Origin of the sequence: Streptomyces sp. NPDC053493 (assembly GCF_044544825.1) — a bacterium.
Lineage (GTDB): Bacteria > Actinomycetota > Actinomycetes > Streptomycetales > Streptomycetaceae > Streptomyces.
Window position 1 is genome coordinate 130,899 of the sequence record NZ_JBITXS010000008.1, and the last position, 16,729, is coordinate 147,627.

15 protein-coding genes are annotated in these 16,729 nt (G+C 71.7%); 11 read left to right on the plus strand and 4 right to left on the minus strand.

Annotated features, from left to right (window positions below; genetic code table 11):
• Positions 1-18: 18 nt before the first annotated feature.
• Positions 19-2,751 carry a pyruvate dehydrogenase (acetyl-transferring), homodimeric type gene (aceE, locus tag ACIGO8_RS23000; RefSeq protein ID WP_399733684.1) on the minus strand — a complete coding sequence of 911 codons (2,733 nt, stop codon included), beginning with the start codon at positions 2,749-2,751 and terminating at the stop codon, positions 19-21.
• Between the two features lie 416 nt (positions 2,752-3,167).
• On the opposite strand from aceE, the gene ACIGO8_RS23005 reads away from it, so the two are divergent.
• From ACIGO8_RS23005 to ACIGO8_RS23030, 6 genes are all read left to right on the plus strand, one after another.
• Complete coding sequence (locus ACIGO8_RS23005; RefSeq protein ID WP_399733687.1) at positions 3,168-3,590, plus strand: DUF3052 domain-containing protein; 423 nt, start codon at positions 3,168-3,170, stop codon at positions 3,588-3,590.
• A gap of 144 nt (positions 3,591-3,734) precedes the next feature.
• A complete protein-coding gene (locus ACIGO8_RS23010; RefSeq protein ID WP_399733690.1) occupies positions 3,735-4,193 on the plus strand; it encodes a peroxiredoxin in 459 nt (152 codons plus the stop codon).
• Positions 4,194-4,359: 166 nt separating this feature from the next.
• Positions 4,360-4,935: a TerD family protein gene (locus ACIGO8_RS23015; RefSeq protein WP_132917322.1), complete on the plus strand. Its 576-nt coding sequence runs from the start codon at positions 4,360-4,362 to the stop codon at positions 4,933-4,935.
• Between the two features lie 155 nt (positions 4,936-5,090).
• Entirely contained in the window at positions 5,091-5,666 is a 576-nt protein-coding gene (locus ACIGO8_RS23020; protein WP_399733694.1) for a TerD family protein, read from the plus strand.
• Positions 5,667-5,695: 29 nt separating this feature from the next.
• Complete coding sequence (locus ACIGO8_RS23025) at positions 5,696-6,841, plus strand: DUF475 domain-containing protein (RefSeq protein ID WP_399733696.1); 1,146 nt, start codon at positions 5,696-5,698, stop codon at positions 6,839-6,841.
• 103 nt (positions 6,842-6,944) lie between these two features.
• Positions 6,945-7,679, plus strand: a complete 735-nt coding sequence (locus ACIGO8_RS23030) for a Tellurium resistance (RefSeq protein WP_399733699.1) — start codon at positions 6,945-6,947, stop codon at positions 7,677-7,679.
• A gap of 46 nt (positions 7,680-7,725) precedes the next feature.
• Here the strand turns inward: ACIGO8_RS23030 and ACIGO8_RS23035 are convergent, their stop codons facing one another.
• Positions 7,726-8,604, minus strand: coding sequence for a TerD family protein (locus tag ACIGO8_RS23035; protein WP_399733701.1), 879 nt, complete (start codon positions 8,602-8,604; stop codon positions 7,726-7,728).
• 154 nt (positions 8,605-8,758) lie between these two features.
• Here ACIGO8_RS23035 and ACIGO8_RS23040 point away from each other — a divergent pair, with 154 nt between their 5' ends.
• Genes ACIGO8_RS23040 through ACIGO8_RS23050 form a run of 3 tightly spaced genes read left to right on the plus strand, consistent with a single transcriptional unit; the run spans position 8,759 to position 13,656 of the window.
• Entirely contained in the window at positions 8,759-10,000 is a 1,242-nt protein-coding gene (locus tag ACIGO8_RS23040; protein ID WP_399733703.1) for an HpcH/HpaI aldolase/citrate lyase family protein, read from the plus strand.
• A 36-nt stretch (positions 10,001-10,036) separates the two neighbouring features.
• Entirely contained in the window at positions 10,037-12,730 is a 2,694-nt protein-coding gene (locus ACIGO8_RS23045; RefSeq protein ID WP_399733705.1) for a phosphoribosyltransferase, read from the plus strand.
• Positions 12,727-13,656, plus strand: a complete 930-nt coding sequence (locus ACIGO8_RS23050; protein WP_399733708.1) for an HAD family hydrolase — start codon at positions 12,727-12,729, stop codon at positions 13,654-13,656. The genes ACIGO8_RS23045 and ACIGO8_RS23050 overlap by 4 nt, the downstream gene beginning before the upstream one ends.
• Here the strand turns inward: ACIGO8_RS23050 and ACIGO8_RS23055 are convergent.
• Entirely contained in the window at positions 13,562-14,245 is a 684-nt protein-coding gene (locus tag ACIGO8_RS23055) for a DedA family protein (protein WP_399733711.1), read from the minus strand. The two genes, ACIGO8_RS23050 and ACIGO8_RS23055, sit on opposite strands and share 95 nt — an antisense overlap.
• 469 nt (positions 14,246-14,714) lie before the next feature.
• On the opposite strand from ACIGO8_RS23055, the gene ACIGO8_RS23060 reads away from it, so the two are divergent.
• Entirely contained in the window at positions 14,715-15,776 is a 1,062-nt protein-coding gene (locus tag ACIGO8_RS23060; protein ID WP_399733713.1) for a sensor histidine kinase, read from the plus strand.
• Positions 15,767-16,417, plus strand: a complete 651-nt coding sequence (locus ACIGO8_RS23065; RefSeq protein WP_399733716.1) for a response regulator — start codon at positions 15,767-15,769, stop codon at positions 16,415-16,417. The genes ACIGO8_RS23060 and ACIGO8_RS23065 overlap by 10 nt, the downstream gene beginning before the upstream one ends.
• Before the next feature lie 97 nt (positions 16,418-16,514).
• On the opposite strand, the gene ACIGO8_RS23070 is transcribed toward ACIGO8_RS23065, so the two are convergent.
• The gene (locus ACIGO8_RS23070) at positions 16,515-16,727 is read right to left on the minus strand and encodes a zinc ribbon domain-containing protein (protein ID WP_399733719.1); all 213 of its coding nucleotides are present in this window, start codon (positions 16,725-16,727) and stop codon (positions 16,515-16,517) included.
• Positions 16,728-16,729: the final 2 nt, after the last annotated feature.

Below are 16,729 nucleotides of genomic sequence, written 5' to 3' on the forward strand. Positions count from 1 at the left end.
CTAGCGGCCGTTGCCGTCCTACGCGTCGCCGCCGGCGGCGCCCGGGTCGGCGGCCGCCACGTCGAGCAGCTGGTAGCGGTCCACGGCCTGCTTCAGCGCCGAGCGGTCGACCTTGCCGTCGCGGGCCAGCTCCGTGAGGACCGCGAGCACGATCGACTGGGCGTCGATGTGGAAGAAGCGGCGGGCCGCGCCGCGGGTGTCCGCGAAGCCGAAGCCGTCCGCGCCCAGCGACGTGTAGGCGCCCGGCACCCAGCGCGAGATCTGGTCCGGCACCGAGCGCATCCAGTCGGAGACGGCCACGAACGGGCCCTGGGCACCCTGGAGCTTGCGGGTCACGTACGGGACGCGCTGCTCCTCGTCCGGGTGGAGCAGGTTGTGCTCCTCGACGGCCACGGCCTCGCGGCGCAGCTCGTTCCAGGACGTGGCGGACCAGACGTCGGCGCGCACGTTCCACTCCTCGGCGAGGATCCGCTGAGCCTCGATCGCCCACGGCACGGCGACGCCCGAGGCCATGATCTGCGCCGGGATCGCGCCGGACTCGCCCGCCCGGTAGCGGTGGATGCCCTTGAGGATGCCGTCGACGTCCACGTTCTCCGGCTCGGCCGGGTGCTGGATCGGCTCGTTGTAGACCGTCAGGTAGTAGAAGACGTCCTCGGCCTCGGGGCCGTACATGCGGCGCAGACCGTCCTGGACGATGTGCGCGATCTCGAAGCCGAAGGCCGGGTCGTAGGCGACGCAGGCCGGGTTGGTCGAGGCGAGCAGGTGCGAGTGGCCGTCCGCGTGCTGGAGGCCCTCGCCGGTCAGCGTCGTACGGCCGGCGGTGGCGCCCAGCACGAAGCCGCGGGCGAGCTGGTCGGCCATCTGCCAGAACTGGTCGCCGGTGCGCTGGAAACCGAACATCGAGTAGAAGACGTAGACCGGGATGAGCGGTTCGCCGTGCGTGGCGTAGGCCGAGCCGGCGGCGATCAGCGAGGCGGTGCAGCCCGCCTCGGAGATGCCGTCGTGCAGCATCTGGCCGGTCGGGGACTCCTTGTAGGCGAGGAGGAGTTCGCGGTCCACGGCCTCGTACTGCTGGCCGAGCGGGTTGTAGATCTTGGCGCTCGGGAAGAACGAGTCCATGCCGAAGGTGCGGTACTCGTCCGGCGCGATCAGCACGAAGCGCTTGCCGATCTCCTTGTCCCGCATCAGGTCCTTCAGCAGCCGGACGAAGGCCATCGTGGTGGCGATCGACTGCTGGCCGGAGCCCTTCTTGACCGCCGCGTAGGTCTTGTCCTCGGGCAGCACCAGCGGCTTGGCGCGGACCACGCGGGTGGGCACGTAACCGCCGAGCGCCTTGCGGCGGTCGTGCATGTACTGGATCTCCTCGGAGTCCCGGCCCGGGTGGTAGTACGGGGGCAGGCCCTCCTCCAGCTGCTTGTCCGTGACCGGGATGTGCAGCCGGTCGCGGAAGTGCTTGAGGTCGTCGACCGTCAGCTTCTTCATCTGGTGGGTGGCGTTGCGGCCCTCGAAGTTGGGGCCGAGGGTCCAGCCCTTGACGGTCTTGGCGAGGATCACCGTGGGCTGCCCCTTGTGCGCCTTGGCCGCCGAGAACGCCGCGAAGATCTTCCGGTGGTCGTGACCGCCGCGGCCCAGGTGCAGGATCTGGTCGTCGGTCATGTTCTCGACCATGGCCCGCAGCCGGTGGTCGTCGCCGAAGAAGTGGTCGCGGATGTAGGCGCCGGTCTCCGTCGCGTACGTCTGGAACTGGCCGTCGGGCGTGGTGTTCATCTTGTTGACGAGCACGCCGTCGCGGTCCTGGGCGAGCAGCGGGTCCCAGGAGCGGTCCCAGACCAGCTTGATGACGTTCCAGCCGGCGCCGCGGAAGACGGACTCCAGCTCCTGGATGACCTTGCCGTTGCCGCGCACCGGGCCGTCGAGGCGCTGGAGGTTGCAGTTGACGACGAAGGTGAGGTTGTCGAGGTTCTCCCGGGCGGCGAGCGTCAGCTGGCCGAGCGACTCCGGCTCGTCCATCTCGCCGTCGCCGAGGAAGGCCCACACGTGCGACGTGGAGGTGTCGGCGATGCCGCGGGCCTCCATGTAGCGGTTCATCCGGGCCTGGTAGATCGCGCCGAGCGGGCCGAGGCCCATCGACACCGTGGGGAACTCCCAGAAGTCCGGCATGAGCCGCGGATGCGGGTAGGAGGACAGGCCGTCGGGGAACTTCGACTTCTCCTGGCGGAAGGCGTCGAGCTGCTTCTCGTTCAGCCGGTCGAGCAGGAACGCGCGGGCGTAGATGCCGGGAGAGGCGTGGCCCTGGAAGAAGATCTGGTCGCCGCCGTCGCCCTCGTCCTTGCCGCGGAAGAAGTGGTTGAAGCCGACGTCGTACAGCGAGGCGGAGGAGGCGAAGGTCGCGATGTGGCCGCCGACCCCGATCCCGGGCCGCTGGGCGCGCGAGACCATCACGGCCGCGTTCCAGCGGGTGGCGTTGAGGATCCGGCGCTCGATCTCCTCGTTGCCGGGGAAGAAGGGCTCGTCCCGGGTGGCGATGGTGTTGACGTAGTCCGTGCTGCGCATCTCGGGCACGGCGACGCGCTTCTCACGGGCCCGCTCGATCAGCCGGAGCATGAGGTAGCGGGCCCGCTCCCGGCCCCGCTCGTCGACGGCTGCGTCCAGGGAGTCGAGCCATTCCCTGGTCTCCTCGGGATCAAAGTCCGGGACCTGGCTGGGAAGGCCGCCAATGATGATCGGGTTGCGATCGGATGCGGAAGCCACGCTGTTCCTTCGCTGGTCGGTGGAGCCCGTGCGGGAGGCGGGCTCCGCGGGGCCGGGATGTTCATCGTGTACCCCGGCGAGGGCGGACGTCATCTTTACCGAGGAGTAACCCCCGCGAGGTGCCTTGTCCGCCCAAATCGCAACCTTACGCCCATCCCGCGCATGCGTTCCGGCGGGACGTTCGGCAGACTGAAGCCTCAGAGGCCCACAATGCGGGGCGAAGAGTGCGTGACTTGTCACGGAGCGCGACGGGCGCTCGCCGGAAGTTGCGGCGAGACGGCCCCAAACGTCACCGTTTCGGCGGTCTCATCGGCCGGGTACTTGCGCGATCCGCCCCGGCCCGTGTGGACTACGGCCAGCGCCGCGCGCCCGCGCGCGGACGAAGCATTTTCCGATACATGATCAGGAGGCAAGCCGTGAGCGCGACCGCGGACCACGCGGAGGAGCGGACCAACCCGGCAGCGAGGCTGGGGTTCGAGCCCGGACAGGTGGTCCAGGAGATCGGCTACGACGAAGACGTCGACTTCGATCTCCGCGAAGGCATCGAGTCCACCATCGGTCAGGACCTCGTGGACGAGGACTACGACGACGTCGCCGACGTCGTGCTGCTGTGGTTCCGCGACGAGGACGGTGATCTCACCGACGCCCTGGTGGACGCCATCGGCCTTCTGGAAGATGGTGGCAACATCTGGCTGCTGACCCCGAAGACGGGCCGCGACGGCTACATCGAGCCGAGCGACATCAGCGATGCCGCGCAGACCGCCGGTCTCTCCCAGACCAAGAGCATCAGCGTCGCCAAGGACTGGACGGGCACCCGCCTGGCCGCCCCGAAGCGCTGATCCACCCATACGCTGCACGGAGCCCCCGCCGGTCGTCACCGGCGGGGGCTCCATGCGTGACGGACACCCGCCGCGGGTTGCGTAGGGTGGGTCCCACCGGGTCGGGTCCAACGGCTGGTCCGCCGGCGAAGGGATGCGTACGCGATGGCGATCGGGATCGGCGCCGAGGCCCCGGACTTCGAGCTGAAGGACAACCACGGCCGCGCCGTGCGGCTCTCCGCGTTCCGCGGCGAGCGCAACGTGGTGCTGTTCTTCTATCCCTTCGCCTTCACCGGCGTGTGCACCGGCGAGCTGCGCGCGCTGCGCGACCGCGTCGACGAGTTCGTCAACGACGACACCCAGCTGCTGGCCGTCTCCAACGACTCCATGCACACCCTGCGCGTCTTCGGCGAGCAGGAGGACCTCGACTTCCCGCTGCTGTCGGACTTCTGGCCGCACGGCGAGGTCTCCCGCGCCTACGGCGTCCTCGACGAGGACAAGGGCTGCGCCCTGCGCGGCACCTTCGTCGTCGACAAGACGGGCACGGTCCGCTGGTCGGTCGTCAACGCCCTGCCGGACGCCCGTGACCTCGACGACTGCGCCGCGGCACTCGCCCGGCTCTGACCCGATGCCCCGCGCGACCGCCCCACGCGGCTGTCCGGCGGGACTCACCGACGGCACTCGGGCGAAACGTCTGTTTCGGCGGGGAACCCGTCACTAGGATCCAGACGTTGATCCGATGCCAACGCACGACTGGGGGCGCTGCCCCTGGAAAACAATGGAGGGACTCGTGGGAGTCAGCCTCAGCAAGGGCGGCAACGTCTCGCTGACCAAGGAGGCCCCTGGCCTGACCGCCGTCACCGTCGGTCTGGGCTGGGACGTCCGCACCACCACCGGTACGGACTTCGACCTCGACGCCAGCGCCATCCTGGTGAACGCGGAGGGCAAGGTCCGGAACGACCAGGACTTCGTCTTCTTCAACAACCTCAAGAGCGCCGACGGCTCCGTCGAGCACACCGGCGACAACCTCACCGGCGAGGGCGAGGGCGACGACGAGCAGGTCAAGGTCAACCTGGCCGGCGTCCCCGCCGACGTCGCCAAGATCGTCTTCCCGGTGTCCATCTACGACGCCGACAACCGCCAGCAGTCCTTCGGCCAGGTCCGCAACGCGTTCATCCGCGTGGTGAACCAGGCCGGCGGCGCCGAGATCGCGCGGTACGACCTGTCCGAGGACGCCTCGACCGAGACCGCCATGGTCTTCGGCGAGCTGTACCGCAACGGCGCGGAGTGGAAGTTCCGCGCCGTCGGCCAGGGCTACGCCTCGGGCCTGCGCGGCATCGCGCAGGACTTCGGCGTCAACGTCTGAGCCGACGCACCGCATCCCGTCCGGCGCCGCACCCTCCGTGCGGCGCCGGACGCGCCTCGGGGGAGCGCGACGCCGCCGGCCCGGCCGGCCGGCCCGCCGGCGCCGTGCGTCCCCGGGCCCGCACCGTTACGAACCACCGGGGAGGAAACACCGTCATGGGCGTCACGCTCGCCAAGGGAGGCAACGTCTCCCTCTCCAAGGCCGCACCCAACCTCACCCAGGTGCTCGTGGGTCTCGGCTGGGACGCGCGCTCCACCACCGGAGCTCCCTTCGACCTCGACGCCAGCGCCCTGCTGTGCCAGTCGGGCCGGGTGCTCGGTGACGAGTACTTCGTCTTCTACAACAACCTCACGAGCCCCGAGGGCTCCGTCGAGCACACCGGTGACAACCTCACCGGCGAGGGCGAGGGTGACGACGAGTCGCTGATCGTGGACCTCACCAAGGTGCCGGCCCGATGCGACAAGATCATCTTCCCGGTCTCCATCCACGAGGCCGACAACCGCGGCCAGACCTTCGGCCAGGTCGGCAACGCCTTCATCCGTGTGGTGAACCAGGCCGACGGCCAGGAACTCGCCCGCTACGACCTCTCCGAGGACGCCTCCACCGAGACCGCGATGATCTTCGGCGAGCTCTACCGCTACAACGGCGAATGGAAGTTCCGGGCGGTCGGTCAGGGGTACGCGTCCGGTCTGAGGGGCATCGCTCTAGACTTCGGGGTCAACGTTTCGTAAAGCGCGTAAATATCACGATGGGGTAGACAGTGCTTCTGAAAACCTTCGGCTGGTCGTTCGCGATCACCGCGCTCGGCCTGGTCGCAGCGGTGCTCTACGGGGGGTGGGAAGCGTTCGGGGTCGTCGCGATCCTCTGCATCCTCGAGATCTCGCTCTCCTTCGACAACGCGGTGGTCAACGCCGGAATCCTGAAGAAGATGAATGCCTTCTGGCAGAAGATCTTCCTCACGGTCGGCGTTCTCATCGCCGTCTTCGGTATGCGACTGGTCTTCCCCGTCGTGATCGTCGCCATCAGCGCCAAGATCGGTCCCATCGAGGCCGTGAACCTCGCGCTCAACGATGCCGACCGGTATCAGCAGCTGGTCACCGACGCGCACCCGTCGATCGCCGCCTTCGGTGGCATGTTCCTGCTGATGATTTTCCTCGACTTCATCTTCGAGGACCGTGACATCCAGTGGCTGCGCTGGATCGAGCGCCCGCTCGCCAAGCTCGGCAAGGTCGACATGCTGTCGGTCTGCATCGCGCTGGTCGTCCTGCTCGTCACCTCCATGACCTTCGCGACCCAGGCCCACCAGCACGGCGGCGTCCACGTCGACAAGGCGCAGACGGTCCTGGTCTCCGGCATCGCCGGCCTCATCACGTACCTCGTCGTCGGCGGTCTCTCCGGCTACTTCGAGAACAAGCTGGAGGAGGAAGAGGAGCGCGAGCACGAGGCCGAGGAAGAGGCCAAGCGCACCGGCAAGAAGGTGTCGGCGGTCCAGCTCGCCGGCAAGGCCGCCTTCTTCATGTTCCTCTACCTGGAGGTCCTCGACGCCTCCTTCTCCTTCGACGGTGTCATCGGCGCCTTCGCCATCACCAACGACATCGTCCTGATGGCCCTCGGCCTCGGCGTCGGCGCCATGTACGTCCGTTCGCTGACCGTCTACCTCGTCCGCCAGGGCACCCTCGACGACTACGTCTACCTCGAGCACGGCGCCCACTACGCCATCGGCGCCCTCGCCGTCGTCCTCATGATCACGATCCAGTACGAGATCCCGGAGATCGTCACCGGCGGCATCGGCGTCGCCCTCATCGCCTGGTCCTTCTGGTCCTCCGTCCGCCGGAACAAGGCGCTCGCGGCGGCCGAGGGAAAAGCTGACTCCTCGGACAAGACCGAGGTGACGTCCGGGGTGTGACAGCCCCGACAATGAGGAACGCTTCCCTGCGGGGCGGCCGGAGCACCCGGCCGCCCCGCAGGCGTGTGACCGGGGTGGAAACGAGCGTGGGGGGTGCGGAGCCATGGGCTTCCTGGACAATCTCTTTCCCGGCAGGGGAGACCCGTTCGACTCCGGCAGCGCCGCGTCGAACTCGATCGACCTGACCCGCCGCCGCCCCGCCGTCTCGCTCACCAAGCAGGGCGCCGCCACCGGCAATCTCCGGGTCAACCTCTCCTGGCGGATGCGCACCTCCGACATCGAGGGCCCGCGCCGGTCCACCAGTCTGCTGCGCCACCCGCTGCGGCTGTTCAAGCCCGAGGAGGTCCAGGCCCACACCCAGGGCGTCGTCAACGTCGACCTGGACCTCGGCTGCCTCTACGAGCTGGCCGACGGCAGCAAGGGCGTCGTGCAGCCGCTCGGCGGCTTCTTCGGCGAGCTGAACGAGCCGCCGTACGTGAAGCTCAGCGGCGACGACCGCTTCGGGGCCCCGTCCGGCGAGACGATCTTCGTCAACCTCGACCAGCGGGACGCCATCAAGCGCCTGCTGTTCTTCGTCTACATCTACGACCAGACGCCGGCCTTCGACCGCACCCACGCCAAGGTCACGCTCTACCCGAGCAACGGCCCGCGGATCGAGATCGAGCTGGACGAACGCGCGCCGCAGGCCCGCTCCTGCGCCGTGTTCACCGTCGAGAACGTCAAGGACGAGCTCGTCGTCCGCCGCGAGGTCCGTTTCGTGTACGGCTTCCAGGCCGAGCTGGACCGGCTGTACGGCTGGGGCCTGCAGTGGGGCCGCGGCTACAAGACGAAGACCTGACGGTGACGGCCGCCGGTGCGGCCGTCACCGGCCGACCGGCACCGGCTTACCGGCCGACGAACTGCGGGCCCATCGGCGGCATCCGGAAGTCGGGAGCCGCGTGCGGATAGCCGTACGCCGGTGCGGGCGCCGGGGCCCCGGTCGGCTGCGGATAGCCGTACGAGGGCGGGGAGGCGGGCTGCGGCGGTACGGCGGGGACCGGCGGCGCGGGCGGCGGCGTCGTGGTCCCGGGCGCCGCGGGATGCGCCACGGTGGCGTCCGGGTCGTGCGGAGCCGGCGTCGAGGCGGAGGTCGGGCCGGAGGCCGAGGCGGAGGTGGAGGCGGAGGTGTCGGCATCCCGGCCGGCGCCGGCGCCGCCGCCGTCCACCGCGTCGTCGACGGACACGCCGAAGTCCGTGGCCAGACCGACCAGACCGGTCGGATAGCCCTGGCCCACCGCCCGGAACTTCCAGCCCTCGCCGCGCCGGTACAGCTCGCCGCAGATGATCGCGGTCTCCTCGCCGGTCTCCGCCGACACGTGGAACACCGCGAGCGGCTCGCCGCCCGCCGGCGCGCCCGCCGCGTCGTACAGCAGGATCCGCAGGTCGGAGACGGAACGGAAGGTGCCGCCGTCCGAGGAGGCCGCGATCACCACCTGGTCGACCGCGGTGTCGAGACGGCCGAGATCGGCCTCCACGGTGTCCGTCAGGCCCTCCGGACCGCGCGTCTTCGCCAGATGGCGCACCAGGCCGGAGGGATGCCGGGGCTGGTTGTAGAAGACGAAGTCCTCGTCCGACCGCACGCGCCGGTCCGGGCCGACCAACAGGGCCGAGGCGTCCACGTCGGGCACCCCGGGGCCCGGGGTCCAGCGGAGCACGGCCCGTACGGCCGCGGTGTCGAGAGGGACGTTGGAGCCCTTCAGCATCGCGTGCGTCATGACCGTCATCTTCCCTGCCCGGGCGGCTTCCGGACAACGCGGGGGGTCGGATGCGGACGAGTTACCTGAACTTCACGCACGCAGGGAACTATGGACACCCTCACCTACGTACTATTACCGGCCACATGTCATCAGCGGCCACCAGGCCGGTCGGGGGAGAAAGATGCGTCATTTCGGGCACATCCCGGCAGCCGTGCGGACCGCGATCTTCCACCGGGAGCCGGCCGAGTTCACGGCCGACTCGCCCGCGCCCACGCTCGCCGTGGCCCTCGGCGCCACGCTCTACAGCCCGGCCACCCGGCCCCGGCTCGCCGAGGACGTGCGCAAACAGGCCGCCCGCGGAGTCCGCTCGATGGTGCTGTGCCTGGAGGACTCCATCAGCGACGCCGACGTGGAGGCGGGCGAGGCCAACCTGGTCCGCCAGTTCGCCGCCCTGGCGGCGGGAAATGGCGCGAACGGTACGGGTGACGGCGCGGGCCGACCGGGCGACGGTGCGGAGCCGGCGGGTGCCGGGGAGGGCGGCGCCGACGACCTGCCGCTGCTCTTCATCCGGGTCCGCGATCCCCGCCAGATCACCGACCTGGTCGCGCGGCTCGGCGAGACCGTACGGCTGCTGTCCGGATTCGTACTGCCCAAGTTCACCGAGAACCGCGGCCGGCCCTTCCTCGAAGCCCTCGCCGTCGCCGAGCGGACCAGCGGCCGCCGGCTCTTCGCCATGCCCGTCCTGGAGTCACCCGAACTGCTCCATCTGGAGACCCGGGCCGAGACCCTGGCCGGCATCGCCTCCCTCACCGGCAAGCACCGCGAGCGGATCCTCGCCCTCCGCCTCGGCGTCACCGACTTCTGCTCCAACTACGGGCTGCGCCGCTCGCCCGACATGACCGCGTACGACGTCCAGATCGTCGCCCACGTCATCGGCGACGTCGTCAACGTCCTCGGCCGCTCCGACGGCACCGGCTTCACCATCACCGGACCCGTCTGGGAGTACTTCCGCCCCGGCGAGCGCATGTTCAAGCCACAGCTGCGCCGCAGCCCCTTCCTGGAGGGCCGCGCCGAGGACCTGCGCACCGCGCTCATCGAGCACGACATGGACGGGCTGCTGCGCGAGATCGAACTCGACCGCGCCAACGGCCTCCTCGGCAAGACCTGCATCCATCCGACGCACGTCCTGCCCGTGCACGCGCTGTCCGTGGTCACCCACGAGGAGTTCAGCGACGCCCAGGACATCCTGCGGCCGGAACAGGGCGGTGGCGGAGTGCTGCGTTCCGCGTATACGAACAAGATGAACGAAGTGAAGCCGCACCGCGCGTGGGCCGAGCGGACCCTGCGGCGCGCCGAGGTCTTCGGCGTGGCCCGCGAGGACGTCGGCTTCGTGGAGCTGCTCACCGCCGGACTCGCCGGCTGACGGCCGGCCGACGGCTGACGAAGGGACAACGACGACGTGGTGTGGACCGGAACCTGGGTCGCGGAGCGACTGGGCGTCGAACTGATCGGCGACGAGAAGCTGCCGGATCTGCTGGGCCTCGCACTGCGCCGCAACCCCAAGCGGGCCCATCTGCTGGTGTCCAACGTGCTCGGCAAACACGTGCCGCAGCGCCCTTCGGTGGTGTGGGAGGCGGGCTACGACCTGGGCGTACGGGTGCGGCGGCTGCTCGGCGACGAGGAGGCGGCGCGGGCCGTCGTCCTCGGCTACGCGGAGACCGCGACCGGCCTCGGCCACAGCGTCGCCGACGGCCTGGCCCTCGCCCCGTACCTCCACTCCACCCGGCGCCCGGTCCCCGGCGTCGCCACCGCCGGTGGCTTCGAGGAGTCCCACTCCCACGCCACCTCCCACCTCCTGCTCCCCGAGGACCCGAAGCTCCTCGCGGGCGACGGCCCGCTGGTCCTGGTGGACGACGAGTTCTCCACCGGCAACACGGTCCTCAACACCATCCGCGCCCTCCACGACCGCCACCCGCGCGACCGCTACGTCGTGGTCGCCCTCGTCGACATGCGCACGCCGGCCGACCACTCCCGCCTCGCCACCTTCGCCTCCGCCCTCGGCACCCACGTCGACCTGATCACCCTCGCCGGCGGGACGGTCACCCTCCCACCCGACGTCCTCACCAGGGGCCAGGCCTTGGTGGCACACCACGAGCCGGCGGAGGAGCCGGCGGCGCGGGTGACAGAGGCGCGGGCGGCCGAGGCGCGCGCGTCGGGCGCGCCGGCGGCCGAGGTGCCTGCGGCCGACGTGCGGGCGACCCAGGGCTTGGCGGCCGGCGTGCCTGGGCTCGAGGCGCCGGCGGCCGACACGACGCTGCCGGACGCGCCCCGGCCCGACGCGCCCGCGGTCACCGCCCCCACCCCCGCGGCCCCCGCCCCCGCTCCCGTACGGCGCGTCGAGCTCGACTGGCCGGTCGGTGTGCCCGACGGCGGGCGGCACGGTTTCACGCCCGAGCACCGTGAGCGCCTGGAGTCCGCGGTGCCGGCCATGGCGGCCCGGCTCGCCGAGGCACTCGGCCGACCCGAGACCGACGCCACCTCCGGCCCCACCTCCGGCCCCACCACCCGGCCCCGCGTCCTCGTGCTCGGCTTCGAGGAGCTCATGTACGCGCCGCTGCGGCTGGCCGTCGGGCTGGAGCAGACCGGCGTCGACGTGCGGTACTCCACCACCACGCGGTCGCCCGTGCTCGCCGTCGACGACCCGGGCTACGCCATAAGGACGCGGCTGGTCTTCCCGGCGCACGACCGCCCCGCCGACGGCCCCGGCGAACGGTACGCGTACAACGTCGCCGGCGGCGGCTTCGACGCGGTCGTGGTCGTCGTCGACTCCGTCGCCGACACGCCCGAACTCCACGCCCCGGACGGCCTCCTCGCCCAGCTCGCCGCGCACATCCCGCACGTGGTGCTGGCCGTCGTCCCCTCGTACGTCCCGTACGTGCCGTACGTCCCGCACGTCCCCGAAGCTCCCGAAAGGAGCTCCATGCTGCCCGGCTCCACCCTGCCCGGCTCCACGCTGCCCGAGCCGCTCCGCGGCCCCGCCTTCTCCTCCTACGCGCCCGAGGAGGTCGGCTGGCTGCTCCAGGACCTCTCGGACGTGGAGCTCGAGGCCCCGACCGAGGAGCGCGAGGAGGCCATCCAGAGCGGCGGCGCGCACTACGCCGAGTCGCTGCCCGTCGAGTACCAGCCGAGCGAGCGCTACCAGGAGCTGTTCCGTACCGCCCTGGAGGAGTCCGCCGACCGGATCGCCCGTGCCGTCGGCACCGTCACCGAGACCGTGCTGGCCGAACGCGGCGCCCGACCCGTCCTCGTCTCCCTCGCCCGCGCCGGCACGCCCGTCGGCGTCCTGATGCGCCGCTGGGCGCAGCACCGGCACGGCGTCGAGCTCCCGCACTACGCCGTCTCCATCGTCCGCGGCCGCGGCATCGACGCCAACGCCCTGCGCTGGCTCGCCGCCCACCACGACCCGGCCGACGTCGTCTTCGTCGACGGCTGGACCGGCAAGGGCGCCATCACCCGCGAACTCGCCGACGCGCTGCTCGACTTCCCCGGCTTCGTCCCGGACATCGCCGTCCTCGCCGACCCGGGCTCCTGCGTCCGCACCTACGGCACCCGCGAGGACTTCCTCATCCCCTCCGCCTGCCTCAACTCGACCGTCTCCGGCCTGATATCGCGCACCGTCCTGCGTTCCGACCTGGTCGGCCCGCACGACTTCCACGGCGCGAAGTTCTACCGCGAGCTGGCCGGCGCCGATGTCTCCGGCGCCTTCCTGGACGCCGTGTCCGCCCGCTTCGACGAGGTCGCGTCGACCGTCGACGCCGACGTCAAGGAGCTCCTCGCCGCTGACCGGGCCCCGACCTGGGCGGGCTGGGCGGCCGTGGAGCGGATCAGCGAGGAGTACGGCATCCACGACGTCAACCTGGTCAAGCCGGGCGTCGGCGAGACCACCCGGGTGCTGCTGCGCCGCGTGCCCTGGAAGATCCTGGCCAAGCGGGGCGCGGGCGCGGACCTGGCCCACGTACGGCTGCTCGCCGAGCAGCGCGGCGTACCGGTCGAGGAGGTCGACGAACTGCCCTACACCTGCGTCGGCCTGATCCACCCTCAGTACACGCGCGGAGCGACCGGCGCCGACGGCAAGGCGGTGGTGTCCCGATGACCGCCGCCCGTCCCGTCCTCGTCGCCAGCGACCTGGACCGCACGCTCATCTACTCCAGCGCGGCCCTCGCCCTCGGCATGCCCGACGCCCAGGCGCCCCGGCTGCTCTGCGTCGAGGTCCACGAGTCCAAGCCGCTCTCCTACCTCACCGAGGAGGCCGCCGCCCAACTGCGGGCGCTGACGGCGGAGACGGTCTTCGTGCCGACGACCACCCGCACCCGCAAGCAGTACCAGCGCATCAGCCTTCCCGGCGCCCCGCCCGCGTACGCGATCTGCGCCAACGGCGGTCATCTCCTCGTCGACGGCGTCTCCGATCCGGACTGGCAGACGGAGGTACGGCGCCGGCTCGCCGACGCGTCCGCGCCGCTCGCCGAGATCCGGGCCCGCTTCACCGCCACCACCGACCCGTCCTGGGTGCGCAAGCAGCGCGTCGCCGAGGACCTCTTCGCCTATCTCGTCGTCGAACGCGAACTGCTGCCGGCGGACTGGCTCGCGGCCTTCACCGCGTGGGCGGACGAACGCGGCTGGACGGTCTCGCTGCAGGGCCGCAAGGTGTACGCGGTGCCGAAGCCGCTCACGAAGAGCGCCGCCGTGCGCGAGGTCGCCCGCCGCACCGGCGCCGCCCTCACCCTGGCCGCCGGCGACTCGCTCCTGGACGCCGACCTGCTGCTCGCCGCCGACCGCGCCTGGCGCCCGGGCCACGGCGAACTCGCCGACACGAACTGGACCGCGCCGCACGTCGAGGCCCTGGCCGAGCGGGGCGTGGCGGCGGGCGAGGAGATCCTGCGCCGCTTCCGCGCGGCGGCGGCGCCGGACCACCCGGCGCCGCGGATCAACGGCGCGCCCGTGCCGCTGCCCGGCCACGTCCACGACTCCGGTCCCGTGCCCGGGCGGCCCGCGCCCGCCGCGCTCCCGGACCCGGCCTGACCGTCCGTACGACGCGTACGGCCACGAAGCACACCGCCGCGGCGAGTGCCGTGACGAGCACCGCCTTCGAGTAGACCGACACGTAGTCGGTGACCTGCTCCCAGTTCTCGCCGAGGACGTAACCGGCGAGAACGAAGGCGGTGTTCCACAGCGCGCTGCCGAGGGTGGTGAGGGCCAGGAAGACGGGCAGCGGCATCCGTTCGACGCCGGCCGGCACCGAGATCAGGCTGCGGAAGATCGGCACCATCCGGCCGAACAGCACCGCCTTCGTGCCGTGCCGGGCGAACCACGCCTCGGTCCGCTCGATGTCCGCGACCTTGACGAGCGGCAGCCGCGCGGCGACCGCGATCACCCGCTCCCGGCCGAAGAGCGCCCCGACGCCGTACAGCGCGAGCGCTCCGACCACCGAGCCGGCCGTGGTCCACAGCAGCGCGGCGAACAGGTTCATCCGCCCCGAGGCGGCCGCGAACCCGGCCAGCGGCAGGATCACCTCGCTGGGAATGGGCGGAAAGAGGTTCTCCAACGCGACGGCGAGTCCCGCGCCGGGCGCGCCGAGCGTTTCCATGAGGTCGTTGATCCAGGTCTCCATGCCGTCGACGCTAGAAACGCGCGAGGTGCGGCGGACTGCTGCGGGCCGCAGGGATCGGTGCGGTTTTCCGCAGGGTGCGGGGCGCCGGAGCGCGCTAGCGTTGCCGATCATGAAGAGGACCGGAGGACTGACGGGGGATCCGCCGGGAGGACCGGCCGAGGGGCCGCCCGGCGGGACCGCAGGAGAGGCGGCCGACCGGACGACGAGCATCGCCTCCGGAGGGCCGCCCGGCGGGACCGCAGGAGAGGCGGCCGACCGCACTGGCGGAGGCACCGTCGGGTGGACTGCCGGTGGGACCGTCGGAAGGGCCACTCGAGGCACCCTCCAAGGCCCCACCGGCCTGACGCCCGCCCGACCGCCCGGAGCACCGCCCCGCCGGCCGGCGCGCGCGAGCGCCATCACGCTCGCCCTCGCTCTCGCCCTGACCCTCGCTCTCGCCCTCGGCGCCCTCTCCGCGCTCCTGGAGGCCGTGGCCGGAATCGTCCTGTTCCCGCTCGCCGCCTGGCCGGGCGGCCGGCGGGCGGTGACGGCCGTGACCGCCCGGCTGGTCCGGGCCGAGCGGTGGCGCCTCGACCGCCTCCTCGGCGTCCGCGTCCCGCCGTACGGACAACCGCGCACCCTCGCGTATCTGGTCGCGCGCTGGCCGCTCGGCCTGCTCGGCGGAGTCGTCCTCGGCTGCGCCGTCGTCGGCCTCGGCTATGCGGCCTTCGCGCTCACCGGCTGGCTGTTCGTCGACCTGCGACAGCCGGTCATGGTGGTCCTGGGCGGCCTCGGCGGGCTGCTCCTCTTCTTCCTCGCCGTCCAGGGCCTCGCCCAAGTGGCGCGGATGGAGGGCGAATTGGCGCTGCGTATGCTCGGGCCGAACCAGGCGGACGCCCTGGAGGCGCGGATCGCCGAACTCGCCGCGAGCCGCGCCGAGATCATGGAGGTCGTCCACGACGAGCGCCGCCGGATCGAGCGCGACCTCCACGACGGCGTCCAGCAGCGGCTCGTCGCCCTCGGCATGCTGATCGGCCGGGCCCGCCGCGGCCAGGCGCAGGGCCAGGACCCCGAACGCGTCGCGGATCTGCTGCTGCAGGCCCATGAGGAGAGCCGCCGGGCCCTCGCCGAACTGCGCGAGGTGGCCTGGCGGGTGCACCCGGAGATCCTGGACCGGGCGGGACTGCGCGAGGCTCTCGAGGCGGTCGCCGAACGCAGCCCGCTGCCCGTGCGGCTGGATTTCGCCGTACCGCCGTCGCGGGCCGGGATGCTGCCGAAGCCGGTGGAGACGGCCGCGTACTTCGTCGTCTCGGAAGCCGTGACGAACGTGGTCAAGCACGCGGGGGCGAGAGCGGTGGACGTACACGTGAGGTGGGAGGACGGGATGTTGGACGTACGGGTACGGGACGACGGCGCGGGCGGCGCGGACGCGGCGGCCGGCAGCGGTCTCGCCGGTCTCGCGAGCCGGGTGGCGGCGCTCGACGGGCGGCTGCGCGTGGACAGCCCGGCCGGCGGGCCGACGACGATCGGGGCGGAGCTGCCGTGCGCGTGATGCTGGCCGAGGACTCGACCCTGCTGCGGGAGGGTCTCGTACGGCTCCTGGCGGAGGAGGGCCACGAGGTGCGGGCGGCCGTCGGCACGGCCGTCGAACTGCTCGCGGCCGTGGACGCCGACCCGCCGGACGTGGTCGTCGCCGACGTCCGCATGCCGCCGACCCACACCGACGAGGGCCTGCGCGCCGCCCTGGAGATCCGCGGCAGGCTGCCGCGGGTCGGGGTCCTGGTGCTCTCGCAGTACGTGGAGAAGCGGTACGCGACGGAGCTGCTCACGGACGGGACCGGGGGAGGCGTGGGCTACCTCCTGAAGGACCGGGTGGCGCAGGTCGACGACTTCCTGGACGCCCTGGAACGGGTCGGGCAGGGCCGTACCGCCTTCGACCCGGAGGTCGTCCGCCGCCTCCTGGCCCGCTCCTCCCACACCGACCCGCTGGCCCGGCTCACGGCGCGCGAGAGCGAGGTCCTGGCGGCGATGGCACAGGGCCACACGAACGCGTCGGTGGCGGCACGGCTGCACGTGTCGCAGAGCGCGGTCGAGAAACACATCAACGCGATCTTCGACAAGCTGGACCTGACGGGCCGGAGCGACGGCTACAGCAAGCGGGTGCTGGCGGTCCTGAGGTACCTCGACAGCTGAGGCGCGTCAAGCCTCGGGGAAGGTCCCGCCGACCATGCCCGTCCCGCGGCCCCGTCCCGCGGCGCTCGCCGAGGCGGCCGGCCTGGTCGACGGGGCCCTATCCGCAGCAGCCGCCGCCGCAGCACCCGCCTCCGCCACCGCCACCGGGCGCGGCCTGCGTCTTCGTGCCGCCCACGGCGACGGCGGAGAGCAGCTTGACGGTGTCGTCGTGCCCGGCCGGGCAGGCGGCGGGGTCGGAGGACTCGGCCATGGGACGGCTGAGCTCGAAGGTGTCGCCGCAGGTGCGGCAGCGGTACTCGTAACGAGGCATGG